The organism is Proteiniphilum propionicum (assembly GCF_022267555.1).
Lineage (GTDB): Bacteria > Bacteroidota > Bacteroidia > Bacteroidales > Dysgonomonadaceae > Proteiniphilum > Proteiniphilum propionicum.
The window spans coordinates 2696528-2722520 of the sequence record NZ_CP073586.1; the positions used below are offsets into that span (position 1 = coordinate 2696528).

General features: G+C 47.5%; 19 protein-coding genes and 1 pseudogene. 17 read left to right on the forward strand and 3 right to left on the reverse strand.

Annotated features, from left to right (window positions below):
* Positions 1-9: 9 nt before the first annotated feature.
* Genes KDN43_RS11050 through KDN43_RS11070 form a run of 5 tightly spaced genes read left to right on the forward strand, consistent with a single transcriptional unit; the run spans position 10 to position 6247 of the window.
* Positions 10-1599 (forward strand): RagB/SusD family nutrient uptake outer membrane protein, encoded by a 1590-nt coding sequence (locus KDN43_RS11050; RefSeq protein WP_238869455.1) that lies wholly within the window; start codon positions 10-12, stop codon positions 1597-1599.
* 14 nt (positions 1600-1613) lie between these two features.
* Complete coding sequence (locus KDN43_RS11055) at positions 1614-2678, forward strand: glycoside hydrolase family 18 (RefSeq protein WP_238866149.1); 1065 nt, start codon at positions 1614-1616, stop codon at positions 2676-2678.
* A 5-nt stretch (positions 2679-2683) separates the two neighbouring features.
* Complete coding sequence (locus KDN43_RS11060) at positions 2684-3817, forward strand: DUF1735 and LamG domain-containing protein (protein ID WP_238866150.1); 1134 nt, start codon at positions 2684-2686, stop codon at positions 3815-3817.
* A 23-nt stretch (positions 3818-3840) separates the two neighbouring features.
* Positions 3841-5244, forward strand: a complete 1404-nt coding sequence (locus KDN43_RS11065; RefSeq protein WP_238866152.1) for a BT_3987 domain-containing protein — start codon at positions 3841-3843, stop codon at positions 5242-5244.
* Between the two features lie 37 nt (positions 5245-5281).
* Positions 5282-6247, forward strand: coding sequence for a hypothetical protein (locus KDN43_RS11070; RefSeq protein WP_238866153.1), 966 nt, complete (start codon positions 5282-5284; stop codon positions 6245-6247).
* A 137-nt stretch (positions 6248-6384) separates the two neighbouring features.
* On the opposite strand, the gene KDN43_RS11075 is transcribed toward KDN43_RS11070, so the two are convergent.
* Together KDN43_RS11075 and KDN43_RS11080 are read right to left on the reverse strand one after the other, a co-directional pair.
* Positions 6385-6807 carry a BT0820 family HAD-type phosphatase gene (locus KDN43_RS11075; protein WP_238866154.1) on the reverse strand — a complete coding sequence of 141 codons (423 nt, stop codon included), beginning with the start codon at positions 6805-6807 and terminating at the stop codon, positions 6385-6387.
* A 107-nt stretch (positions 6808-6914) separates the two neighbouring features.
* Positions 6915-7112 (reverse strand): hypothetical protein, encoded by a 198-nt coding sequence (locus KDN43_RS11080; RefSeq protein ID WP_238866155.1) that lies wholly within the window; start codon positions 7110-7112, stop codon positions 6915-6917.
* Between the two features lie 584 nt (positions 7113-7696).
* Here KDN43_RS11080 and KDN43_RS11085 point away from each other — a divergent pair.
* From KDN43_RS11085 to KDN43_RS11110, 6 genes and pseudogenes are all read left to right on the forward strand, one after another.
* Complete coding sequence (locus KDN43_RS11085) at positions 7697-9271, forward strand: glycoside hydrolase family 10 protein (protein WP_238866156.1); 1575 nt, start codon at positions 7697-7699, stop codon at positions 9269-9271.
* A 69-nt stretch (positions 9272-9340) separates the two neighbouring features.
* Positions 9341-9799 (forward strand): annotated as a pseudogene (locus KDN43_RS11090) (Fur family transcriptional regulator); the annotation flags it as partial.
* A 266-nt stretch (positions 9800-10065) separates the two neighbouring features.
* On the forward strand, positions 10066-11328 hold the full coding sequence (locus KDN43_RS11095; protein WP_238869457.1) for an adenylosuccinate synthase: 1263 nt from the start codon (positions 10066-10068) through the stop codon (positions 11326-11328).
* Positions 11329-11387: 59 nt separating this feature from the next.
* A complete protein-coding gene (locus tag KDN43_RS11100; protein ID WP_238866157.1) occupies positions 11388-12074 on the forward strand; it encodes a zinc metallopeptidase in 687 nt (228 codons plus the stop codon).
* A gap of 81 nt (positions 12075-12155) precedes the next feature.
* Positions 12156-13088 carry a TIGR01777 family oxidoreductase gene (locus tag KDN43_RS11105; RefSeq protein ID WP_238866159.1) on the forward strand — a complete coding sequence of 311 codons (933 nt, stop codon included), beginning with the start codon at positions 12156-12158 and terminating at the stop codon, positions 13086-13088.
* 213 nt (positions 13089-13301) lie between these two features.
* On the forward strand, positions 13302-13802 hold the full coding sequence (locus KDN43_RS11110; protein WP_238866161.1) for a nuclear transport factor 2 family protein: 501 nt from the start codon (positions 13302-13304) through the stop codon (positions 13800-13802).
* Positions 13803-13970: 168 nt separating this feature from the next.
* On the opposite strand, the gene KDN43_RS11115 is transcribed toward KDN43_RS11110, so the two are convergent.
* A complete protein-coding gene (locus KDN43_RS11115) occupies positions 13971-17279 on the reverse strand; it encodes a S41 family peptidase (protein ID WP_238866163.1) in 3309 nt (1102 codons plus the stop codon).
* Positions 17280-17676: 397 nt separating this feature from the next.
* Between KDN43_RS11115 and KDN43_RS11120 the strand changes: the two genes are divergently transcribed.
* The 6 genes from KDN43_RS11120 (at position 17677) to KDN43_RS11145 (ending at position 25993) form a co-directional block, all read left to right on the forward strand.
* The gene (locus KDN43_RS11120; protein ID WP_238866165.1) at positions 17677-19575 is read left to right on the forward strand and encodes a biotin/lipoyl-containing protein; all 1899 of its coding nucleotides are present in this window, start codon (positions 17677-17679) and stop codon (positions 19573-19575) included.
* A gap of 291 nt (positions 19576-19866) precedes the next feature.
* Complete coding sequence (locus KDN43_RS11125) at positions 19867-20421, forward strand: LemA family protein (RefSeq protein ID WP_238866166.1); 555 nt, start codon at positions 19867-19869, stop codon at positions 20419-20421.
* The gene (locus KDN43_RS11130; protein ID WP_238866168.1) at positions 20421-22187 is read left to right on the forward strand and encodes a DUF2207 domain-containing protein; all 1767 of its coding nucleotides are present in this window, start codon (positions 20421-20423) and stop codon (positions 22185-22187) included. Before KDN43_RS11125 ends, KDN43_RS11130 begins: the two co-directional genes overlap by 1 nt.
* Positions 22187-22753 (forward strand): GNAT family N-acetyltransferase, encoded by a 567-nt coding sequence (locus KDN43_RS11135; RefSeq protein ID WP_238866170.1) that lies wholly within the window; start codon positions 22187-22189, stop codon positions 22751-22753. The genes KDN43_RS11130 and KDN43_RS11135 overlap by 1 nt, the downstream gene beginning before the upstream one ends.
* A gap of 285 nt (positions 22754-23038) precedes the next feature.
* Complete coding sequence (gene ovoA, locus KDN43_RS11140; protein WP_238866172.1) at positions 23039-25147, forward strand: 5-histidylcysteine sulfoxide synthase; 2109 nt, start codon at positions 23039-23041, stop codon at positions 25145-25147.
* Positions 25148-25306: 159 nt separating this feature from the next.
* Positions 25307-25993 carry an HAD family hydrolase gene (locus tag KDN43_RS11145; protein ID WP_238866174.1) on the forward strand — a complete coding sequence of 229 codons (687 nt, stop codon included), beginning with the start codon at positions 25307-25309 and terminating at the stop codon, positions 25991-25993.

The following is a 25993-nucleotide window of genomic DNA, read 5'->3' on the forward strand; positions in this document are numbered from 1 at the left end:
CAGGTTATGATGAAATATTACAGGCAAATAAGCTATATAATCCTCGTGATGGCCGGCATACTATTGCCTGCCGGTTGTACCGACGGTTTTGAGGATATAAATAAAGACCCGTACGGGGTTACCAAAGATGAGGCATCGAGGGATGCGTACAGCGAAAGCGCTGCCATGCTTGCCATTCAGAGCTGGGTGGTACCCACCTTTCCTAACGCAAGCCAGTTTACCGAGTGCCTCTTGGGTGGCAACTGGGGGGGATACCTCTCCGATTCTAACCCGGGTTTCAACGGAAAGAATTTTGCGACTTACCGTCCCGAGCCAAACTGGAACAAGGTGTTGTTCACCGATATCATCACCAATATCTATCCCAATTACAGGGGACTAAAAGATGTGACCGATGATGAGATATTACTCTCGGTGGCAGAGGTTTGCAAGGTGGCGGCACTGCACCGTATAACGGATGCCTACGGCCCTATACCATACTCCAGAATTGGGGAGAACGGAGAGCTGAATGCTCAGTTCGATTCGCAGGAGCAGGTATATCGCACCATGTTCGAAGAGCTGACCGGTGCGGTGGATATACTTACTATCCGTCAGGCAGAATCGTTCAGTCCCAACGCCGACAAGGTGTTTAACGGCAATATTGTGGCATGGATAAAATTCGCCAACTCGCTTAAGCTGCGCCTGGCAATGCGACTTGCCTATGTTGATCCTGCACTGGCACAGCAGATGGCTGAAGAGGCGGTAGCCCATGAGGTGGGTGTGATGAAGTCTAATGCCGATAACGCACAGATTGGCGGATTTGGTAAGGACGGGAATCCGCTTCACCGTATCATGTATCTCTGGAATGGTGGCGACTCAAGGATATCGGCAGATATCACCTCATATATGAACGGGTTTCAGGACCCGAGAAGGGAGAAGTATTTTACAAAGACCACTTTCACCGGGAGCGATAACGTTGCACAGAACGGCTATTTCGGCTTGCGCTCCGGCATTATGATACCGGCAGCACAGGAGGCGCAGAAGTATGCCAATTACAACGTTACCCCCAATACGCCTATGCTTTGGATGAACGCCGCAGAGGTGGCATTCCTGAAGGCCGAGGGCGCCTTGCGCGGATGGAATATGGGTGCTGAGAGTGCTGAAGATTTCTACGAACAGGGTATACGGCTCTCTTTCGAAGAGTGGGGTGCCGGCGGAGCGGACAGCTACCTTACGGATAGCGAAAGAACTCCGTCGCCATATATCGACCCGATGGGGAAGAACACCCACAGTGGAACGGTGAGTAACATAACCGTGGCATGGGATGAGGATGCAGGCCTTGAAGAGAACCTTGAGCGTATAATTACCCAGAAATGGATTGCTATGTTTCCGCTGGGACTTGAGGCCTGGGCGGAACGTCGCAGAACAGGCTATCCCCTCTTGATGCCGGTAGTGGTGAACAACAGCGGGGGAGTGGTGAGTACGGACCAGGGCCCGCGTAGGCTTGCTTATCCGGGTGAAGAGATTACTACCAACGAGGAGAATGTACGGTATGCCATCGACAACTACCTGAAAGGTCCCGATAATATGGCTACACATGTATGGTGGGATGCTAAAAAATAAAATAGAATAATCATATGAACAATATAATATCTTTAAAAAGAGGCAAGTGGGTGGCCGGCTTGCTGGCAGCACTGGTCCTCACTGCCTGTAGCGACTGGACAGAGGTGGAGCCGGTGGCAATTAACGAGGCTGATATCGCGAAGCAGAATCCCGCGCTTTACGCCGGATACCTCGAAAACTTGAGGAGTTACAAGAAGTCGGTGCATAAGGTGATGATCACCTGGTTCAACAACAGCAACAAGGTGCCGCTTAGCCGCGCCGATCATACTGATGTGCTTCCCGACAGTATCGATATAGTATCGATGATGCATCCCGTCAATCCGGCACAGTATGAACTGGATGAGATGGAAAAGGTGAGAAGTGAAAAGGGAACGAAGTTCGTGTATGACATGAATTTTGAAGCTATCAAGCTTATCTATGAAGAGATGGTGGCTGATATGGAAGATGCTGCCCCGGAAGAAGGGGTGGCTATGGCCGAGATACCGGCATTCGTCGATTTTCTCGTGGATACGGTCAACCAGATACTGCCTCTGGCAAGGAAATACAGTTACGATGGAATCATCATAGGTTACAAGGGGAAGAATATTCTGCATATGGATGAAGCGGAAAAGCAGCTATATACTACCTATGAAAAAGCATTTATAGGTATTGCCGAAGATTGGCACGAGAGGAACAGCGACAAGATGATCATCTTTGAAGGGTATCCTCAGAACCTGCTGAACAAAAGCATACTGGAAAAGAGTAGCTATATAATTATTCCCTCAACGGACGCAGGCAACAGTGCGAAGCTTAGCTATAACATAATGGCTGCCAATGTTGAGGGTGTACCTTCCGACCGTTATATTATTTCGGTGGAGACGGTTTCTTTGGATAAAGAAGATGTGAAGACCGGATACTGGGCCGATGGTGTGACACGGGCGGTGACAGGCGCTTCGCAGTGGGTGATGCTTAACCACGATGATTACTCTATAGCTGGACTGGGGATTAAAAACGTGAATAACGACTATTTCAATATTGCACGTATTTATCGTTGTACACGCGATGCAATTTCTAATATGAATCCTTCTCCCAAAAAATGAAAACAATGAAACGATACAATAATATATATGTAATACTGCTGCTGATACTACTTATGGGTGGTTGCCAAAGTGACGGCAGTTTTGACAATAAGCTCTATATAAAGAGCGCTGCGAAGACAGGAGAGATACTCTTTACCGCAGGTGAAGCGGACCAGGAGAAAGTGCTTCAGGCAGAGCTGGCAATGCCCGCCGAACAGGATATTAAAATTACATACAGGGTGGATGAATCGTTAGTGAAGACCTACAACGAGGCTTATTACGATAATGCGGAGATGCTGCCTGCCGAAAACTACGAGTGGATTGAAGCGGGAGCTATGATTCACGCGGGAGGTGTGTTATCTACGGAGGCGCGTATCCTTTTCAAGGGATTCTCGATGCTGAACCGTGACAAGGTGTATGTTCTGCCGGTCTCAATCTCTGAGGCTAATATTGATATCCTGAAGAGCGCCCGCACCTACTATTATGTGATAAAGGGTGCATCGCTTATAAATGTGGTGGCTGATATTGATGAGAACTACCTCTCTGTGAACTGGTCTAATCCCGGTGTTTGCAACAACCTTTCAAAGGTGACGATGGAAGCGCTGATCAGGGTCCGTAATTTCGATAAGATGATTAGTACCGTGATGGGTATAGAAGGCAGGTTCCTGATCCGTATAGGAGATGCGAACTTTCCGTCGAACCAGATACAGATAGCCACTAACTGGGGTAATTTTCCCGGTGCCGACTCTAACAAGGGGTTGCCGGTGAACGAATGGGTGCATGTGGCGTTGACCTATGATGCTACCAGCGGCTCGATGATTGTTTATGTGAACGGAAGGAAACAGTCGGAGGGTACCTTGTCGGCAGGTAATGTGGACCTGGGGAACAGTAATTTCTTTATCGGGCGTTCATATGACAATAACCGATGGCTTGCCGGTGAGATATCGGAATGCAGGATATGGAATATTGTACGCACGCAGGAAGAGATAGCTGATAATCCCTACTATGTTGATCCCGCATCGGAGGGCCTGGTTGCCTATTGGAAGTTCGATGAGGGAGCGGGCAGCACCGTTAAGGATCATACCGTCAACGGGAACAATGTCGTGGCAAATAATACATTGAAATGGACGCCGGTGAAATTGCCTGCGTCTGCCGAATAAACCATATTAATAGTTTTAATTATATGAGAAACAATATATTAAATGCATCGAAGTGCTTTGTTGTACTTCTCCTGATGCTGGGGGCTTTTTTTAGCGCCTGTGATGAAAGTATCGACCTGGCAAAGCTCGACGAGGCCTCTTACGAAGTACCCGGCGAAGTGATCGGGTATATCACGAACAACGGGGGGGACAGGAAAATGAGTTTTGTAGATTTTCGTGATAAGGGTACTGAGGAGATTTATGTAGGGCTGACGGAGGAGGCGCCGGAGGATGTTACCGTTTCATTCAGGTATGAACCTTCTCTGTTAGATGCTTATAACAGTAATAACGACACTGAATACCAGCTGTTTCCCGTGTCGGCTGTGACAATTCCCGGGAAGGTGACTATTGCGAAGGGGGGTAAGGTATCGGGAAAAGGCGAGGTGGTGTTTGAAACTACCGAAACTCTGGAAAAGGGGCGGACTTACGTTATACCGTTGAAGGCGGAGCTGGCGTCGGGCAATGTAGGGCTTTCCGAAGCCGAATCTGAGTTTCTGATCTTTGTTGATGACCTGAGCAAAATTCCAACCGCTGATAAGCCGTCAGGCATCAAGATTATTAGTTGTATGGAGGTGAATGATACCAACCCGTTGAATAATCTTTGCTTCACGCTGGCAGACAGTGGTAAGCCGCTGATTGACATGGTTATTCTCTTCTCTGCCAATATTAACTATAACAATGAAACCGGCAAGGTGTTTGTCTATAATAACCCAAACGTGCAGCATCTTCTTGATAACAGGGAGAAATATTTAAAACCTTTGCAGGACCGGGGAATACAGGTTGTTCTGGGAATTCTGGGAAACCACGACCATTCGGGGGTGGCTAACCTGGGGACCGAGGCTGCACGTCAGTTTGCACAGGAGCTGAAGGTGGTGTGCGATGCTTACCGGCTCGACGGTGTGTTCTTCGATGATGAATATTCATCATACAAGAATCCGCCACCTCCGGGCTTTGTTACACCGTCGAACGCTGCAGCAGCACGGTTGTGTTATGAAACAAAGATGGCTATGCCTGACAAGCTGGTGACGGTGTATGTATATAGCCGTACATCGAGCCTGCCGGCAGTGGACGGACACGATTCGGGTACGTTTATCGACTATGCGATACACGATTACGGCGGTAGTTATGACTTAAGCGGGAATTATCCCGGCCTGCCCCGCTCGGGTATGGCGCTCTACTCACAGGAGTATGCCCGTGGATATACCACCTCTGAAACCAATTTGAAAAGTTTGAGGGATGGGGGATATGGCGCACATATGATTTTCGCGATGGATCCGTTCAGAAGAAACTTCAGTTACTCTCAGAAGCCGTCAATGGAACGTATTGCACGTGCGTTGTTCGACGACGAACTGGTGTACGACGGAAAACCATATAAGAAAGATTGGTAAATGAGAAGTCTTTGAAAATATAAAGTATTAAAATAATATGAAGACAAGATATAAAACATTACTTGGGATATTGCTGCTTGCTCTTCCTGCTCTTATGTTCCTTTCGTGCGGAGATGATGAGGATATCACTCCCGTCGCGGAGCTTTCTGACCTGGTAATTGAGAAGGAGCAGGTGAAGATTTTAGTCGGTGATAAGGCAGAACTGGAGATTGTGAAAGGTAATAATGATTATAAGGCTTTTTCATTGAATGAAGAGATAGCTATTGTGGGTATCTCTGGCAACAAGCTGATTATAGATGCGTTGGAGAGAGGAAACACCTCGGTTATTGTATCGGACGGAAGCGCTCAGTATCGCTCCATTGGCATCATCACTTATTACGATGCAATAAAGGTGGAGAATGAGGCGGTAAAAATGATGCTGCCTCTGGGTACCTTCAAGACGAAGAGTGTGGCGATACTGCAGGGGAACGGTGATTACCGTGCTGAAAGCAGCGATGAGGAAATAGTGTTCGTAAGAACATCTGGTGAATCGCTGCTCATCACAGGGAGAAAAGAGGGAAAGGCAAGCATCACCCTGACAGACGCACTTGATATCACTACCACCATACAGGTGGAGGTGATATCTACAACCGATCCTTACGACGAATCGGAACTCGATGCGATAATGAAGAAGGAGACATTGAGCTATGTGTTTAACAACTCTGTTGAGGAGAACGCTACTACATACTTCACCCCGCTTAACAGAATTGAAAACGGGAGGAATCTGTACGGATGGGATTATTATAACTTCTATTACCTGAAGATTTATTTCTCCGGAGACAAAGAGGTCGGGAAGAAAGAAAACGCTTCTCTCGTCTATCGCTACGGATCGACAAGCATCTCTGCCGATCATATAGATTTTGAGATTATAAAGAATGATGGCAATAAGATATGGGCGGTTTACTCGTTTATAAGGCTGGAGGTGCTCCATTACGGATATTTTATCCAGAATATTAATCCGTAGGGTTAGCATTTTGAAATATTGTCAGCAGGAGTGAATGATTTTAAACACCGGGGCGGCCATTATGGTTGTCCCGGTGTTGCTTGTGCTCCCATCAAAGTGTTTGCTGTGTTGGTTAAAGCTGCATTATGTTTAAAAGCTTAGAAAGACCACCATTTTCTCTTTTTGGGTGCCGGCATAGACGAGTTGCCTGCCATAACCTGAAGGGCATTGCCCCCATCGGCCGTTGTCCTTATAGCATTGTAGATCACACCCCAGTCGGGTAGCCCCCCCAGGTTTCGGTCGTCGATAAACATATCAGCTTTGAGCTTGCGCGAGAACTCCTCCCGTTCGATAGTCTCGCCACGGTAGTTTTCGTTCTCCGCAAAAAAATACAATCCCCTTTCGGCACAGTAGTCCACCGCCTCCTGCAGAAGCCGGCCTCGCCTTACTGTCCACAATATAAGCTTATGGCCGTCTTTCTGAAGTTGCAAAAGTGTCTCTATGGCGAATGGAATGGGTTTGCCAATCTCAGGATAGGCATGCTCCACGATGGTTCCGTCAAAATCTACGGCTATAATCATAACCTATTGCTTCAGTTTGTTGATTAGAAGTGCAAAGGTACAAAAATAGCCCGACAACCAAGAACTGATGCCTTAAAAAAGGGAAAATACCGATATGTTTGAAGTATTTAAACCACATTCAGAACACCTTCGATAATTTCCTCCTTACGCAATTGTTTAAGAATTTGATAGTCCTTGTTGCATTTTGCCTTTTTACCGTGTGCCAGCTTATATACTCGCAACGGGTTTGACTGGTATTGCCTTGCAATGGAGCGATAAATATCTTTGTTTTCTGATTTAAACAGATATTTGTACAAACCAACCATAATGCATGGATTAAATTGATATTATAAACTATGACTTTTTAAAGTCAATTGCTTTCCCCGCCAAGATGATTTTCCAATTTTAATTTTCCATCTATGATATTTTCTTTATTAATGGCGAAAAAAGAGAGTGTCTCATTATTGTAGAAACGGCCCTTGCTGGTTGCAAAAATAGGACAATTTTTTTAATAAAAAAATATTTTTCTGACAATTTTATTATTTTTTTTAAAAACTTTAAAAACTCAAAGTAGGCTGTTGGCGGTTTATAATTAAAAAATAGTACTTCTGAACTGTTAACGTTACGAAAATGAAGTGAGGGGAATGGGATTTATTTTAAATTTGCGTTTGGAAAAATAGTTCTACTACATATTGGGCACAATCGAGTTTTCATTACCAGCTTAATATGCAGATTTTGTTTTGAAATTATTTTTAGTATCCGGCCGTTTTATCATCCTGCAGTTTTAGTAGCCAGTTGTTTTAGTATCCGGCCGTTTTATTATTTGGTGGATTTTAAGCAGGCCGTTTGATATTTCGTGGTTATTATGAGTTAATAGTTTAGTATTCAGTTATATTTTGAAGTTTTTTTAATGTACAAAATATCTCTCTTTCTCTATCTCTTTTTATTTGTCTCTATAAGCGCTTTCTCTGCCGGGCCGCCGACTGTTGAAAGGGCTGCCACGGGAAAAGCTGAAAATGCAATAGCCACCGAGGGAATTCTTGCCGAGGGAATACCTGCAACGGGAATAGCCGAAACGGAAATACCTGCAACTGGAATACCGGCAACGGAAGTGAGGGCGGTATGGCTGACCACCAACTATGGGCTTGACTGGCCTCGTAACAGGAGTAACATAGAAGTGCAGAAGAGGGAACTGACGGATATACTGGATAATCTGCAGAAGCACAATTTCAATACTGTCATGTTTCAGGTAAGGGCAAGGGGTGAGGTGTTATATAACTCTGATATTGAGCCGATGTCGTTGATGATTGCATCTCGGGGACCAGGTAGGAGAGCCTTTGATCCGCTGGCTTTTGCCGTTGAAGAGTGCCACAGAAGGGGACTGGAATGCCATGCCTGGATGGTGACCTATCCGTTGGGAGGTGATAAGCATGTGCGCGAGCTGGGCTCAAAGTCGGTGACAAAAAAAAACCCCTCTTTAACTAAAAAATTCAGGGGCGAATGGTTTCTCGACCCGGGAAATCCAAGGACGGACGACTACCTTCTTTCGATTGTGAACGAGATTGTTACAAATTATGATGTGGATGGGATACATTTCGACTATATACGGTACCCTGACAACAGGGGACAGTTCCCCGACGATGGGATGTACCGTCTGTATGGCAAGGGCAAGTCGCGAGCCGATTGGCGCAGGGATAACATCACCCGCTTTGTGACGAAGGCGTATGACCGGGTTAAAAAGGTAAAACCGTGGGTACAAGTGAGCAGCTCGCCACTAGGCCGTTACCGTGCTTTGGAAAACGTGGGGCACGGATGGACTGCCCTTGAAACGGTCTATCAGGATGCGGGGCGGTGGATGAGGATAGGTAAGCATGATGCGCTCTACCCGATGATGTATTACAAGGAGGCGCTGTTTTATCCTTTTGTGGACGATTGGGTCAGGCAGGGGAACGGACGTATTGTGGTGCCGGGATTGGGAGCCTACCAGATGGTGGAGCTTGGATGGTCGCAGCAGGATATACTTAACCAGGTTGATTATACACGGCAAAAGAAAGTGTATGGCCAGGCATATTTCCGTGCGGAGAACGTGTTGGCCAATACGAAGGGAATTCTGAGGTCGTTGGAGGAGTACTACCGATACCCGGCAAAGTTGCCTGCAATGACCTGGCTGAGCAGTTCGGCGCCAGCAATGCCGCACGAAATAAGGGCGGAGAAGAGGGAGGATGGACTGTTTGAACTGGCATGGGAATCGGCCCATGATGGCGAAAGGGTGACTTACAACGTGTATCGTTGCCGGACGGAGCATCTCGACAGGGAGGACGCGGCGAATATCCTGGCGGTGGGACTAAGACAGCCGCTGCTGGCAATAAGTGTGCCTGACAACGATGAGGCGTTTTATTACTTTGTAACTGTATCGGACTCGTTCCATAACGAGAGTGAGGCAAGTTTGCCGGCTTTTTTCTTTCATTCTGAAATGGAAAAATGACTTTAACAGCCTCTATTTTATATTGCAAATACTCGGAAAAGTCGAAAAAATAGAATAATTTTGTAATTTATGGACGGCAGTCAGAAATTAAAGAAACAGGTAAAGGAGGAGTTTATGGAGTACCTTACTCTTCATAAACACCGCAAAACTCCGGAGCGTTTTGCTATCCTTGACCATATATACTCAATAAAAGGACATTTCGACATGGATTCATTATACAAATCGATGATCGAGGTGAATTTTCGTGTGAGCCGTGCAACACTATACAACACTATCCAGCTGCTGCATGATTGCGGGCTGGTGGTGAAGCATCAGTTCGGGGGGAACATATCTAAATATGAGAGGGCATACGGGAACGAAAACCATAACCATCTGATATGTACCACCTGCGGTGAGGTGCGGGAGATGAAGAACGAAGACCTGCTGACATCTGCTCAGCTGAAAAAGATAAGGAAGTTCACGGTGAGCTACTATAGCATGTATATATACGGTACGTGCAGCAAGTGTACGCATGCCAAGCGGATGAAACTGAGGAGGCTGGCACGTACAAATATTTCCGGGAGGGCCAAAAAAAGCAGTACGGGCGGACGGACCCCAAAAAGCAGTACGGGCGGAGGGACCCCAAAAAGCAGTACGGGCGGGCGGGCCAAAAAAAGCAGTCCTGTCAAGCTGGCCAAAAAAAGCAGTGGCAAAAACAACGGAGCTGATAAAACCGGCGGCGACAGCCTGAATGAAAAATAGGCTGAAGAATGTATATTTCAATGACAAAAAAAGATATAACTGAAAAAACAAAAATGAAGGTCGATGTAATCTTAGGGCTCCAGTGGGGCGACGAAGGCAAAGGTAAGATAGTGGACGTGCTTACGCCAAACTATGAGATGGTAGCGCGTTTTCAGGGTGGGCCTAATGCGGGTCATACCCTTGAGTTTGAAGGGGAAAAATATATTCTAAAATCGATTCCATCGGGGATCTTCCAGCAGGGGAAGCTCAATATCATTGGTAATGGTGTGGTGATTGACCCGGCTCTGTTCAAACAGGAGGTTGAGGCACTGGAGACTACCGGCCACACGCTTACCGACAAGCTCTGCATCTCTAAAAAGGCTCACCTGATATTGCCAACGCACCGGTTGCTTGACGCTGCATCGGAGAGGGCGATGGGTGAATCGAAGATAGGTACTACTGGACGTGGCATTGGGCCGGCATATACCGATAAGATAAGCCGCCACGGACTGAGGGTGGGCGACCTTTTAAATAACTTTGAAGAGAAGTACCGCAGGGCGGTGGAAAGACATAAAGAGATACTGGATAGCTATAATTTCGAATATGACCTGCAGGAGTTGGAACCGGAATGGTTTGCAGGGGTGGAGAAGATGAAGGAGTTCCAGATTATAGACAGTGAACATGTTATAAACAGGCATCTTGCCGAAGGCGGAAGCATACTGGCTGAGGGCGCACAGGGATCGATGCTTGATATTGATTTCGGCTCTTACCCGTTCGTGACCTCCTCAAACACAGTGTGCGCGGGAGCATGCACCGGCCTTGGTGTGGCACCGGGAAAGATTGGTGAGGTGTATGGTATTTTCAAGGCCTATTGTACACGCGTGGGGAGCGGGCCGTTCCCTACGGAGCTGTTCGATGATGAGGGCCAGAAATTGCGCGACAACGGAAATGAATATGGGTCGGTTACCGGACGGCCGCGCCGTTGCGGGTGGATTGACCTGGTGGCGCTTCGATATACGGTTATGCTGAACGGGGTGACTAAGCTGGTGATGATGAAAAGTGATGTGCTGGACAGCTTCGATACTATAAAGGCATGTGTGGCTTACAATATTGATGGTGAAGAGATTGAGGAGCTGCCGTTTGATATTGCGGAAGGTATTGAACCAGTATTCGTGGAGCTGCCCGGATGGAAGACGGATATGTCCAAGATGCAGTCGGAGGATGAATTTCCAGAGGAGTTTAATAACTACATCACCTTCCTTGAAGAGGAGCTTGGCGTGCCTGTTGCTATTGTTTCGGTAGGTCCCGACCGTGCCCAGACAATTATACGGGGATGAACTTTTGCGGGGAGTAAATGTTAATTAGAAAACATCATTGCTTCATCAATTAATTATTTATGACAACAATCTGGATTTTATTTATAGCTATTGCAGTGGCCGGGTGGATAGTACAGGGTACGCTGCAGAGCCGGTTTAAAAAATATTCAAGGATCCCTGTCCGCAACGGTATGACGGGCAGGGACGTGGCCGAAAAGATGCTGCACGACAATGGCATCTATGATGTGCAGGTGATATCAGTGAGGGGGCAGCTGACGGACCACTACAATCCGCTGAACAAGACAATTAACCTGAGCGAGCCGGTATATGGCTCCAACAGCGTGGCGGCTGCAGCAGTAGCCGCACACGAGACAGGCCACGCCATACAGCATGCCTTGGGGTATGCACCACTGAAAATGCGATCGGCATTGGTGCCTGTGATCTCATCTACCTCTAAATGGGTGATGTGGGTGATATTGCTGGGGATAATCATGATTCAGACTTTTCCGATGCTCTTGTGGTTCGGAATAGGTATGTTTGCACTGACAACCCTTTTCAGCTTTATTACACTGCCGGTGGAGAAGAACGCGACAAACCGTGCGATCCGATGGCTGAGCAGTGCCGGTATAACCGATATGAGCAACCATAACCAGGCTGAAGATGCGCTACGGTGGGCGGGATATACCTATGTGGTTGCGGCTCTCGGCTCACTCGCGACGCTACTCTATTACATAATGATTGCCATGAGCGGCAGCAGGAGGTCGTAACATAAACTGATAAATATTTTCTAAAGACGGCAACATTTGCCGTCTTTAGCTGTTTAAGAGAGAAACTAACTATGCAATGCAATGAAAACAATCTTAATTACAGGTGGTTCGGGCATGGTTGGGAAAAAGCTTTCTGAATTGCTTCTTGAGAAAGGATACAAAGTGATCTGGCTCAGCCGCGAAAGATATTTGAAAGCGGAGATTCCACGATATAGGTGGAACTACCTGAAAAACGAAATAGACAAAGATGCGGTGGAGCAGGCCGATGTGATTATTCACCTGTCGGGATCGAACCTTGGAGAGGAGTCCTGGACAAAAAAGAAAAAGAAAAAGATTGTGGAGAGCCGGGTGAATACGGCAAAGCTACTGCTGGAAACGGTTAAATTGACGGATAAAAAGCCGGAGGCGTTTATCTCGGCTTCGGCTGTGGGTTTCTACGGTACTGAGATAGGTGAGAGAATATTCATTGAGGACGATAATCCCGCAAGAAGCGATTTTTTGAGCAGCACCTGCAGGAAATGGGAAGCTGCCGCAGGCATGTTTCAGGAAGAGATGGGGATTCGTACAGTAGTGATGCGTACAGCCTTCGTTATATCGAACGATAGCGAGGGATTCAAAAAGATGATGCTCCCCACAAGGTTCGGGCTGGGGGCACCGTTAGGATCGGGAAGGCAATACCTGAGCTGGATTCATATTGATGATCTCTGCAGGCTTTATATAAGGGCAGTTGAGGATGCATCGATGAAGGGTGTTTATAACGCCGTTGCACCTGAATTTACTACCAATGCGCAGTTTATGAAGACGCTATCGAAGGTGATGAAGCGCCCTTTTTTTCTGCCCCGTGTGCCGTCGTTTTTATTGAGGATGTTCATGGGCGAGGCTTCCATGATGATTCTCTACGGGAGCCGCATATCATCGGAAAAGGTTCGTGCTGCCGGCTATGAGTTTCTTTATCCGGCAGCTAGGGAAGCTATATCTGCTGCACTTGAAAACGATAAAATAAGGCTGGAATAAACATCAATTACTGCATTAATTTTCTGAAAAACGGATTTGTACGGATAGGTTTAGCTTACACGCTGATTACCAACACTGTATGCTAGGCTATGAGATTATAGCACAAATTTGAAAATCCACAGTGTCAAAATAATACAAATATTTGCAATTATAGTTATATAATACTGTGTAAAATAGATTTATATTTGTTTTGTACATTTAAATTTTATCAAGATGAATAAATACATGTTATTCTTGATTCTTGTAGTAGCGGTTTTTGCAGGATGCAAGCAAAAGGAACAGGTTAAGACTGTCGACCTTGCCGCTGTGGAGGATACTGTATCTATTGAAGCAGACAAATTCCATAGTGCATATGCTTCGAACGATTTGAATACGTACTCTGCATATCTATTGGATGATGTGCTGGTCTGCGGTACAGATCCACGTGAACTGTGGTCTAAAAAACAATTTGCAGAATACAGGAATGATCAATTTCCCGACTCCGTCATCTTAGAGACAATTCCGCTTCAGAAAGAGATTAAAGTTTCTCCTGACGGGAAGTCCGCAATTGTTGTTGTGCAACTATTCGTGCCCGCTATAAGCTCCAAGATACCGGTACGTAACATTACCCATATGCTGAAGGCTGGCGATAAATGGAAAATCGATTTTATAAGTTTTTCCTTAATCACTGAAAATGAAAATATAGAAAAGTTGGATATGGCGTTGACAAAGTAATTATATTATAATGAAATATACCTTGACTATGATAATAAATAAAACAGGCTGTTATATTTAATAGCATTTCATTTTATTAAATCACTTTCTCTGTTTTTATACCTGTTTTTTACAAACAAAAAACAGGTATTTTTAATTTATTACGCCGGGCTATATGTGATTATGTTCCTATTTCACATCAAGTTCTATCCATTGGGAACGATCGGGTGGTGCAGGGGCGGTGACCGGCTTGCGAGGATTATTACGTAGTTCTTCAAGGAGCACTTCTACTGCTTTCTCTAAAGATGGGTCATTGCCTTTGGCCAGCTCTTCGGGCCTATCCACAACCTCTATGTCGGGGTAAACTCCGATACCTTCTATTATCCATTCACCCTTGTTGTCATAAATGCCAAAACGGGGCACGGAGATATATCCCCCGTCGACAAGCCGTGCGTTGCCGGAGATACCTACCAGTCCGCCCCAGGAGCGAGTGCCGATAAGCTTACCTTCACCGGTTTTGCGGAAGAAGTAGGGGAATGCGTCGCCTCCGGAGGAGGAGTAGCCGTTGATAAGCATCACCTTGGGCCCGTCGTGGGCGATGCCCGGCGACTTCATAGGCTGGGGCAGTCCGTTACGGTACCAATAGACAAGGGTGCGGCGGTTAAGCAGGTCGATCATCCGGTCGGGTATAAAGCCTCCGCCGTTATATCGGTCGTCTATTATCAGTGCCTCTTTATCGTTATAGGCAAGCATCCCTTTGAATAGCTCCCTGTTCCCTTCTATAGCGGTGTTGGGCACGTGGATATATCCGATCTTACCGCTCGAGAGCTGATCGGCCTTTTCACGACGGCTCATTACCCAGTCGATATACCTGAGCTCCATCTCGCTTGTGATGGTTTTTACTGTGTAGCTCTTCGCGCCGGAAGCGGAAGGGGTGCTGTTGACCGTGAGTTCCACATGCCGGCCCCCAAGGTTCTCCAATAGTTCGTAGGGATTTTGTGCTGTGGTGAGTTCACTGCCGTTGATACGAAGAAGGTAATCACCCTCTTTTACGTTTACACCGCTTTCGGTGAGTGGCGAGCGGCGGTTTTCGTTCCAGTTCTCACCGTGATAGATTTTACGGATACGATAGCGCTTGGCGTCGAGGTCAGCTTCCAGCTCAGCTCCCAGCAGTCCGCCATTGACCCTTTCCACCCTGTTGATATCGCCCCAGTCTACATACGCATGGCCTGTATTGGTCTCACTGACGACCTCGTTGAGGATGTAGTCGAGATCGAAACGACTGGGTACGTGCGGCAGCAGAGCTCCGTAGTTCTTCCGTATCTCTTCCCAGTTTACACCATGAAGGTTGTTCACGTAGAAATAGTCGCGGAAGATGCGGAAGGCATCAGCATAGATCTGGTTCCATTCTGAACGAGGTTCGATCTTCATTATCATATTTTTCAGGTCGATTCTGCCGTTGCCGGCTTTCTGCCCCGGCTCCGTTTTGGCCACTGCATAGTTGTTGCCTGTACGGTAGATAAACGACTTTCCGTTGGCAGCAAGGATGGCGCTGCCGGCTCCATCGAGAATCTCTTCTATTTTTTGCTCTTTGATGTTGTAACGCATGATTTTGTTGCCGGATGAGTAGAGAAGCCCCTCTTCCGTTGTGCCTATTATGCGGTAGTTGCCCGCCGGCATGGGGAGTGCTTCTATGCGGTTGCCGATATTGTTGAAGTCTATTGTAACCTTCACCTCTGTGGCTGCCGGCTTATCGCTCTTATCGTCCTTGTCGCCCTTGCCGCCCTTGCCGTTGACCGTTTTTTTAGTGTTGCCGTTCTTGCCGGCATCTTCGTTTTCCTCTTTGCCGTATGGCTCTGAATCTTCATTATAGGGAGTGAGTGTGGTGCCGTCATCACGCAGGGGAATAGCGTAGATGCGAGTAGCGTTATTGTAGAGATAATCGAACTCGAAGCTGCTGAAAGTGAGGTTGAAGTCGCGGTTGGATAGGAAAAAGAGATACTTGCCATCGCGGCTGAATGCTGGGTTGCCGTCAGAGAAAGAGGCGTCGGTGACCTGTTGTTTTTTGCCTGTAGATATCTGGTAGAGCCAGAGAGCCGACTGGTAATTGGGCGATGTCTTGCTGTAGGCTATCCAGTCGCCATCGGGAGAGAAGGAGTAGTCCCTTATCTCTTCTGCCGTAGCTTCATCAATAGCCGTCTGCCTGTCCGTGGAGACATCTACCAGCCATAGCTTCATAGTGCGGTCGCTATATACCAGGTGTGTGCTGCGCGGGGACCATTCGGCGGCATACTTCCAGGCAGCTGAGCCTCTGGTGACCTGTCGCGGTACGGCATCTTCCCTGTTTTCGAGGAGATAGAGTTCATACTCACCAGTGGCATCGGAGTAGAAGGCTATCTGTTTGCCATCGGGAGACCAGGCGGGAGAGAGTTCGCGCACACCTTGTGTACTGGTAAGGTTTCTTATCTCTCCTTTTTCTGCAGGGACGGAGAAAATATCGCCCCTGGCTTCGAACAGGGCCCTTTTTCCTGTAGGAGAGAGTGTGTAGCTGCCGATAAATTCAGTTACATTCTTGAAATAGGGCTGCAGGTTGGGGTTGTCGTAGTTGATGGCGACCTCTATTTTTTCGGATTTACCTGTTGAGAGGTTCATGACGTAGAGATAACCGCCGTTTTCATACACCAGTCTGCCGTTACTGCCGGAGGGCCACATTACATCGAACACGGCGTGATGAGTGATCTGTACGTTTTCGCCAGTAGATGTGTTATATCGCCAAATGTTGAGGCGCGTGCTGCGGTCGGAAGCATAGAAGATATTCTCACCATACCAAACAGGCCACTGGTCGGAGCCGGCCCAGCTAGTAATCTGCCGCGAGCTGCCGTTACTTAGGTCGTAACTCCAAAGCTCGGTTGCACGGCCCCCTTTGTACCTTTTCCAGGTACGGAACTCGCGATCAACGGGTGTGAAGCATAATTGCGACCCGTCGGGTGAGTAGGTTGCGAATCCGCCATTGACGATTGGTAGAGGTTCTTCAAATCCGCCCTCGATGCTGATGGTGAAGTAGCGGCCGTTACGGTCGCCAAACCCTGTGCGGTTGGCACGGAAGAGGATTCGGCGGCTGTCGGGTGTCCAGTCGAGGACCACATTGTCGAACCCACCACGGGGCGGCATTTCGCCTACGGAGTTGTAGAAGGTTAGTTGTCGCGCTGTACCCCCCTCGGAGGGCATCACCCAGACCTGCCTGCTCCCGGAGTATTCGGCCGAAAAAGCGATCCACTTGCCATCAGGTGAGATTTTTGGAAACAGCTCGATGCCTGGGTGCGAGGTGACCCGTTTGGCTGTACCGCCGTTGCTGTCAACCGTCCATATGTCGCCTGCATAGACGAACGCTATAAGGTTGCCGTTGATATCGGGGTAACGCAGCATGCGGGCGTCATCTATTGCTGAAGCCTGCATAATAAAGAGGCTTGCCAATATTAGTGTAGAAAGTCTTTTCATGTTTCGGATATTTTTACTGACAAATTTACAAATTTTTCCCGAAGTCCCTATTATCTGCCCTCGCTCAATGTTAAATAAACTTTTTTATCTATTTTTACAGTCCCAAGTCTATTTTCTTAATACCTTCGGGACAAGCCGGAGAAAGCATAAATTTAAAAAACATGCATATTGCCTATAATCATCTGGTTGAGGCTGTATTTTGAAAAATGCCTGACTGTTGATTAATATGGGAAGAATTACCGGCCAGATAAACTTGAAATTACCGGCACCAGATATTATGTTGTATATTTATGGAAAGATTCACCGGTTTACAACTAATCCGGGTGTCGTTTGTTATTAATCTGAATCGGATAAATATCCAATTAAAGGACCAATTAAATAAGTGAAAAGACCAAGTATGAAACAGAAACTTTTGATCAGAGACCTCACGCTGAGAGACGGCCAACAATCCGCTTTCGCCACACGGATGAACCAATCGCAAGTAGACAGGGTATTGCCCTATTACAAGGATGCCAACTTTTATGCAATGGAGGTATGGGGCGGTGCCGTGCCCGATTCGGTGATGCGTTTTTTGAATGAAAACCCGTGGGACAGGCTGGAGAAAATTCATCATGCCGTAGGCGGTGTTTCAAAATTGACCGCGCTTTCCCGGGGACGGAACCTGTTCGGGTATGCACCTTACCCCGACGAGATTATTGATGGATTTTTTAAGAATGCCGTCGCTTCAGGATTAAATATCATGCGTATTTTTGATGCCCTTAACGATGTTGACAATGTTAAATCGAGCGTAAAGTACATTAAGAAATATGGGGGGACAGCCGATTGTGCAGTTTGTTATACGGTGGATCCGAAGTTTAACGGGGATAGTGCTCCCGATAACAGAAAAAGAGGATTATCAAGGCTGTTTTTCAAAAAGAAGGAGGCTGTGAAGCCCATGCATGAGCCTGTTTTCACAGATGAGTACTTTGTGAATAAAGCCAGGGAGATGCTTGCACTGGGTGCCGATATGATAACGATAAAGGATATGAGCGGGTTGATACCTCCTTCGCGTGTGGCACGGCTTATCCCACTGTTTAAGGAACAACTGAACGTGCCGATTGATTTTCATACCCACTGTACGCCGGGATTCGGGCTGGGAGCGGTGTTGACCGCTATTATTCACGGTGTTGATATTGTGGATACGGTAATATGGAATTTTGCCGGTGGCCCTGCTGCTCCTGCCGTAGAGCTGATTTATGTTTTCTGCAGTAAGCTTGGCATAGAGATGGATGTGAACATGGAGGCAGTGGCAAGTATAAACAAGGAGTTGCAGGAGATACGCAAGGAGCTGGATATGTATGATCCGGTAAAACAATTCCCCAAGCCTTTTAATCCGTTGACAGACTCGCTGCCGCCCGAGATAGACAGTGAGTTCGACAGGGCTATTGAAGCGGCGCAGCGCAATGATGAAGCAGAATTGCTGAACGCATGCCACGCCATTGAGTCCTATTTCAATTTCCCTGCACCCGATGAACGTATAAAGAACGCGGAGATCCCCGGGGGTATGTACACGAACATGGTTGCGCAGCTGAAGCAGTTCAACTCACTGGATATTCTTCCGGAGGCGATGAAGCTGATACCCAGTGTACGGCTTGATGCGGGACTGCCGCCACTGGTGACGCCAACAAGTCAGATAGTGGGTGTGCAGGCGGTGGCTTCGGCATTGAACCTGAAGAACGGACGCCCAAAGTATGCTAACCCGTCTAACCAGTTTGTCTCGCTTGTAAAAGGTGAATATGGAAAAACACCTGTTCCCGTAGATCCCGAGTTCAGGATGGAGATTACCGGTACGCGTGAAGAGGTGCCGTATGACACTTCTGCCTATGTACATCAGGACAACCCGGTGCTTGAAGAGTCGGGAGGCGTTACACTGGCCAGAGATGAGAAAGAGCTACTGCTGCTGGAGTTGTTTCCCGCCGTTGCTGCCGGTTTCCTCAGAGATAAGCGTAGAAAGGAGTGGGAGGCCAATAGTGGTGAGAACTATACTGCCAAAACGAAGCAGAAGGAGCAAAAGGTGCAGGCCGGGCAACCGGAAGAGCCCAAAGGCTTTTATGTGACATGCCCTATGCCGGGCAGCATACTTAAGGTTGTTGTAAAGAAGGGGGACCGTGTTGAGAAAGGTGATAAGGTTTTAGTGCTGGAGGCGATGAAAATGGAGAATGATATTCTCACGGAGTTCTCGGGCACGATAAAACGTGTGTGTGTGAAACAGGGCGAGACTGTTGGGGAAGGTGCTCCGCTTGTGGAAATTGTGTGATTTTTAACATGTGACATTCTTTTACCCGGGGCGGCGACGTATTCATCTGTAGTGATACCGCCGCCCCAGGTTTTTTTATAATATTGATGTTTATCCGGGTGCGATTTTTCAGTCCTGATTAAACGGTACGCGGTATGGATATGTATAACCCTTTCGACTTAATGCTGTTTTTTTCTGTTTGGGTTAAACGATTCCGGGGGAGTAGTTGTTCAATATAATATAATGGAGATATAGACATATTGATAAGTTACGACTTTTACTGATAAATTAACTGACTAAAAATTTAGACTTATGGGAATTACTCTCTTTATTCTTGCTTTTGTTGTTCTTCTGCTTTTGTATGGCGTTTCTATCTATAACAGGCTGGTGAGGCTGCGCACTATGGCCGATGAAGCGTGGAGCGGCATCAATGTACAGTTGAAGAAACGGTACGACCTTATTCCGAATCTTGTGGAGACCGTGAAGGGTTATGCGTCTCACGAGAGGGAGACTTTTGACAGTGTTACAAAAGCCCGTGCTGGCGCCATGCAGGCAAACGATGTGAAGTCGAAGGAGGCTGCCGAAAATAACCTTAATGCCGCGTTGATACACCTGCTGGCTGTTGCTGAACGGTATCCCGATCTGAAAGCCAACCAGAACTTCCTGCAGCTGCAGGATCAACTGAGCGTGATAGAGTCGGATATTGAAAAATCGAGAAGATATTACAACGGGACGGTACGCGAAAAGAATATCGTTATCGACACATTCCCGAGTAATATTATTGCAAACATGTTCAACTTTACCAAGTCGATCTTCTTCGAATTAGAAAACGAAGCGGAAAAAGAGGTTCCAAAGGTACAATTCTGATGCGTAACATATTTACCGCCCTGCTTATTGTTCTCTCTACTGCACTGCTGATGGCGCAGGAGGAGAAGATATATTCGTTTCATTCGGATATAAGCGTGGATTCGTCGGGAATGATTACCGTGAGGGAAGATATACGCATATTCGCAAAGGGAGATCTCTTTAAAAGGGGTATAACCAGGTCGCTGCCGCTGACAAGGCGGGACAGGGACGGGAACCCTGTAAGGGTGGGCTATGCTGTGAAAGAGGTGCTGCTTGATGGTGTCGCGGCGGGTTTCTTTACTGATAAGGAGGGTGGAGACCTGGTGATTTACGTGGGAGAAAAGGATAGGTTCCTGCATCCTGGGTACTACTCATATGTAATTGTGTATGAGACGGCGGGGCAGGTTGGATTTTTTAATGATTACGATGAGCTGAGCTGGAACGTAAACGGTGTGTCTGACAAGATGTTGGACTCGGTGAGCGTGGTAGTGAGACTGCCAGAAGGGGCTGAGGTTTTGAGCTACAGATGTTATACCGGTACGCAGGGATCGGCAGAAAGCGACTGTAATGCGGAGAGCCTGGGGACCGGAATGGTGTATGCCTCGGCTATCGATCTGCAGCCATATGCGATGCTGACCATCTCGGCAGGTTTTACGAAAGGGGCGGTTCAGCCTCCAGCGGTAGAGCCTGCAAGGAGGCTGGGCTTTTTTGACAGGAACGGGCTGGCGGTTGTTACTGTTGTTGCTCTGTTAATTCTGTTTACATACTATATATATACATGGAGAAGATATGGTGTGGACCCGCCGAAGCCGGTAGTCATCCCACAGTTCTCCCCACCTGACGGACTCTCACCTGCGAGCGTGGGCATGCTGTACAAAGGGCGGTTTCTTGACGACCTTGTGACAGCCTCTATTGTGAACCTTTCGGTGAAGGGTTATATCCGTATTGAGGAGGTGATTGAGAAGGGGGGGCTATTTGGAATAAGAAGGGACAGGTGCTACTCGCTTGTAAAACTGAAGGATGGCGACAACTCGCTTGCGCAGGAGGAGGAGATTGTGATGCGCGACCTGTTTAAGGGGGTTGACAAGGTTTATCTTGATGGCAAGTACGACGAGCGTATTGCCGGCTTGATGCTCTCTTTCCGTTATAGCCTGAGCAACCAATATTCACCGGTACTGAGGGAGGGGCGCAACCTTAAGTTTCATCTTTTTCCCTGGCTGGTGATGATTATCTATGTTTTTACCGTGATCAGTTTTGTGAAAGATGGACTGATTGAATTTCAGGCGAACAGGATTGCCATGCAGGTGGGGCTCGCTGCAATGGTGGTAGCTTATCCGGTGTATGCCTGGCTGATTATACGCCCGGGTGAAAGGAAGCTGCAATATCAGTCTTCCATTGCCGGGTTGAAGATGTATATGGATGTGGCGGAAGAGAAACGGCTGCAGTTCTTTAATCCTCCTGCTGTCACGCCGGAGGTCTTTGAACAGCTGCTGCCGTATGCTATTGCGCTTGATATGGAGAAGGTGTGGGGCGAGAAGTTCGAAAAATCGTTTCTTGCTGCCATGGACCGGCCTGAGCTTTACCGTCCGGCATGGTACTCTGGCACCTTTATTAACGCAGCCATGTTCGGGCATGTGCTGAACAGCACACTCTCGAATACGGTGATCCATGCAGCCACACCGCCGCAGATAGCTGCCGCGGGCGGAGGTGGAAGCTGGGGAAGCGGTTCCTTCGGGGGAGGTTTTTCAGGTATGGGCGGTGGCGGTGGACATGTAGGAGGATGGTGATGGAAGAATTTATGCAAAATCCGCGTGTAAACAAACTTGATGAATTCAATTATTACAAGTTAAGAGGTAAGATTGTTGATCTTTACCTGCACGCTTTTACTACCGGTGAGTACGCGCAGTATATTGCTCCCGAAACGGCGGAAAGCACCCTGGACGAGATGATTCGTAATGGTTTTGGCAATATGGCGTTTATTGGTGACAAGCTGGTGGGGGTGCTAATAGCCTTTCCGCTGAAGAAGGATCCGGAGTTCCCCTGGAATGTGTGTAGCGATATTCCCCGTGATAGGTCGCTTTACATCGCTGAGGTCATGGTACACAGCGATTACAGGGGAAAGGGGATAGCTTCACGATTGGTTGCCGATGTGCTGCGACAGGCTGCCGGGACTTACTCTTGCGCCGTAATCAGGGTATGGGAGAGGAATGTGCCGGCATTGTCGCTATACGAAAAATTCGGGTTCATACGCGCTGCAACAATTACACAGGAGAAAACAAATCTTTGTGGTGATGAGTTGGAAATGAAAAAGATATATCTGATTAAAAATTTGGAAGACAACGAGCTTGAATAGGAGGTGTTTTTGCTACAGGCGACCCGCTGCGGCCCGTAGCTGCCGGCGACAGCTGATGGGCTGGACGAGAGGGTTTGAGGCGGATGCAATGCAAAGCACTGCAGATCAATGCAGGTCACTACAAATAGCTGTAAGGCGCCGAGATTAATATATTAATTATGAGTCCTCTCCGAAAACCTCAAAACCCAATTTTATCGGTTTGTAACTTATTGAAATTCAATGATCATCTTGTGAAGTTTTCAAGAAAAAAGACTTATCGGAAGAGACTCAATTATCAAATTGAAAATGAAAGAATTAATTACAAAAACTATAGACTTGAATACCGGATCGCCGGAAGAAAAACGCGCGGAGATACGCAACTACTTCCTGAAGACGTGGGCGGTAGACGAGCTCTTATATAACCAGCTGAAGGATGATAGTGTGTTTTATCACAGGGGCGACCCGCTGCGGCATATAATACTTTTTTATCTGGGCCATACAGCGGTATTCTTTATTAATAAACTGTATCTGGCAAAGATAATTGACAGGCGTATAAACCCTAAGTTTGAATCGATATTTGCCATAGGTGTGGATGAGATGAGCTGGGACGACCTCGATAACCGGCACTACGACTGGCCTCCGGTGCCGGAGGTGCGTGCCTATCGCGATGAGGCGAAGGAGTTGATCCTGGGTGTGATAGATAATGCTCCTTTAGAGATGCCTATTGGGTGGAATAGCCCTTTCTGGATTGTGATGATGGGGATAGAGCATGAAAGGATTCACCTTGAGACATCTTCGGTGCTGATAAGGCAGCTGCCGATAGATAAGGTGGTGCAGGGTGTGTTCGGTGAGCGCTGTACCCGGGATGAAGAAGCGCCCGTAAACGTGTTGGTGCCGGTGAAGGGGGGACTTATGAAGCTGGGTAAACCGTTCGGGCACCCGCTATATGGCTGGGATAACGAGTACGGGAGCTATGAGGAGGAGGTGGGCGACTTTGCCGCGGCCAGGTACTTGACGTCGAACAGGGAGTTTCTTGAGTTTGTTGAGGATGATGGCTACAATACACGGAGCTACTGGACCGATGAGGGATGGAACTGGCGAAATTTCAGGCAGGCGCAGATGCCGCTCTTCTGGCGCAGTGAGGGTGATAAGTACCGGTTGAGGCTGGTGGCTGAGGAGATTGATATGCCATGGAGCTGGCCTGTTGAGGTGAACTATCTTGAGGCTAAAGCTTTCTGTAACTGGAAGAGTGCGAAGGCCGGCAAAACATACCGGTTGCCGTCTGAGGCGGAGTGGTACCGCATGCATGAGGCCTCAGGGCTGAAAGATGTGCCGGAGTGGGAGAGGGCGCCGGGGAACATCAACCTTCAATATTTTACATCGCCGTGCCCGGTTAACATGTTCGGGCAGGGGGAGTTCTTTGACCTGATAGGCAACGTGTGGCAATGGACCGAGACCCCGATAACCGGCTTCCCGGGTTTCAAGGTTCATCCGATGTATGACGACTTTTCAACACCTACATTCGATAGTAAGCATAACCTGATAAAAGGGGGGTCGTGGATCTCCACGGGTAACGAGGCTACAGTCCACTCTCGTTACGCTTTTAGAAGACATTTTTATCAGCATGCGGGATTCCGATATATTCAATCGGATGTGCAGCTGAAGATACAACAGGCTGATTATGAGATGGACCCTGAGGTCACACTTTCGTGCGAAGAGAACTGGGGAGATGCTTTTGCAAAGGAACCGCCGGTAGCTAAGAAGCTGGCTGAGATTGCTGACGAGTTGCTGAAAGAGACGCCCGGGGCGCGTATCCTGGACCTGAATGCCGGTACGGGGCGACTGGCTTTTGAGCTGGCGGTAAAATACCCGGATGTGACGGCACTTGATTTTACGGCGAGGATGATACGTATCCCTATTCAGCTCCAGGAGCAGGGTTACGTGCGCTACACGATGAAGGATGAGGGGGAACTGGTGTTCTACCGCGATGTGGTGCTTGATAATTTTGGATTGACGGCAACAAAGGATAGGATATTGTTTATGCAGGCTGACGCGATGAACCTGAAGCCTAACTATTCTGGGTATAGCCTGATTATTGTGCCTTCTCTACTAGAGGAGCTGAGCGATCCGAAACTGTTCCTGACACAGATTCACCAGCGGTTGAACGATGGTGGATACCTGATGCTGGCATCGGATTACGACTGGGACGGGGAAAAGATAAACCGTGACAGATGGCCGGGGGGATTCAAGCAGGATGGAGAGCCTGTGACTTCGTTCGACGGGATAAAGGAGGTGCTGGAGAAGCATTTCTACCTCCATGATGAGCCGGCGGATATTTTAAGGGCTGTGAAAAAATCGTCACGAATCACTGAATACAGGCTTTTGCAGGTTACAATATGGAAAAAGAAGGCCTAAACCTTACCGGTTAAGCCTCTTGGCGATGGTATCTTATTCCGTTACAATATTTAGGAGGAAGGTTTAAAACCAGGTCCACATATTTTGTTTTAACCCTTTTTATTTGTCCTTAAAGGGTTTGTTGCGTACTTTTGCACACTAAAGTTAAAAGTATGCCGAATGATGAATTTTAATTGTTTTTCTAACGACACAAGATTAACAGAAACTACACCTGCTTATATTCCCGACAGCTTAATTTTTGATATGGACGGTACCCTCTGGGATAATGTGGATACTTATGCCGTTTCATGGACCCGTGGAATGAAAAAGATGGGGTATGACAAAGAGGTCACCAGGGAGGATATTCTGTCGCAGATGGGCAACGAAATTGGGGTGATGCTGAAAGTACTGGTGCCGGAATGGACTAAGGAGGAGCAGAACAGGTTGTTTCACGCGGTAATTGAATCGTATCAGGAGCTGGTGCCAACGATGAAGCCGGTGATCTTCGATGGGGTGACTGAGGGGCTGGAGCTGCTCTCGCAAAGATATAGGCTCTTCCTTCTGAGTAACTGCGAGGAGGGCGGGTTGGTGAATTTTATGAACCATACCAAAACAGAACATCTTATTACGGACTACATGGAACATGGTATGAACATGAAGCCGAAACATCACAATCTGAAACTAATGATAGAAAAGAACGGGCTGCAGGCGCCGGTGTATATAGGTGATACCGATTCTGACAGCAGAGAGTCGGCTATGGCGGTTGTACCGTTTGTATTTGTTACTTACGGATTCGGTGAAGCCGAAAACTTTAACTTGAAATTTGATACTTTTCCCGAACTGGTGAATTATTACCTTAACCTTTAG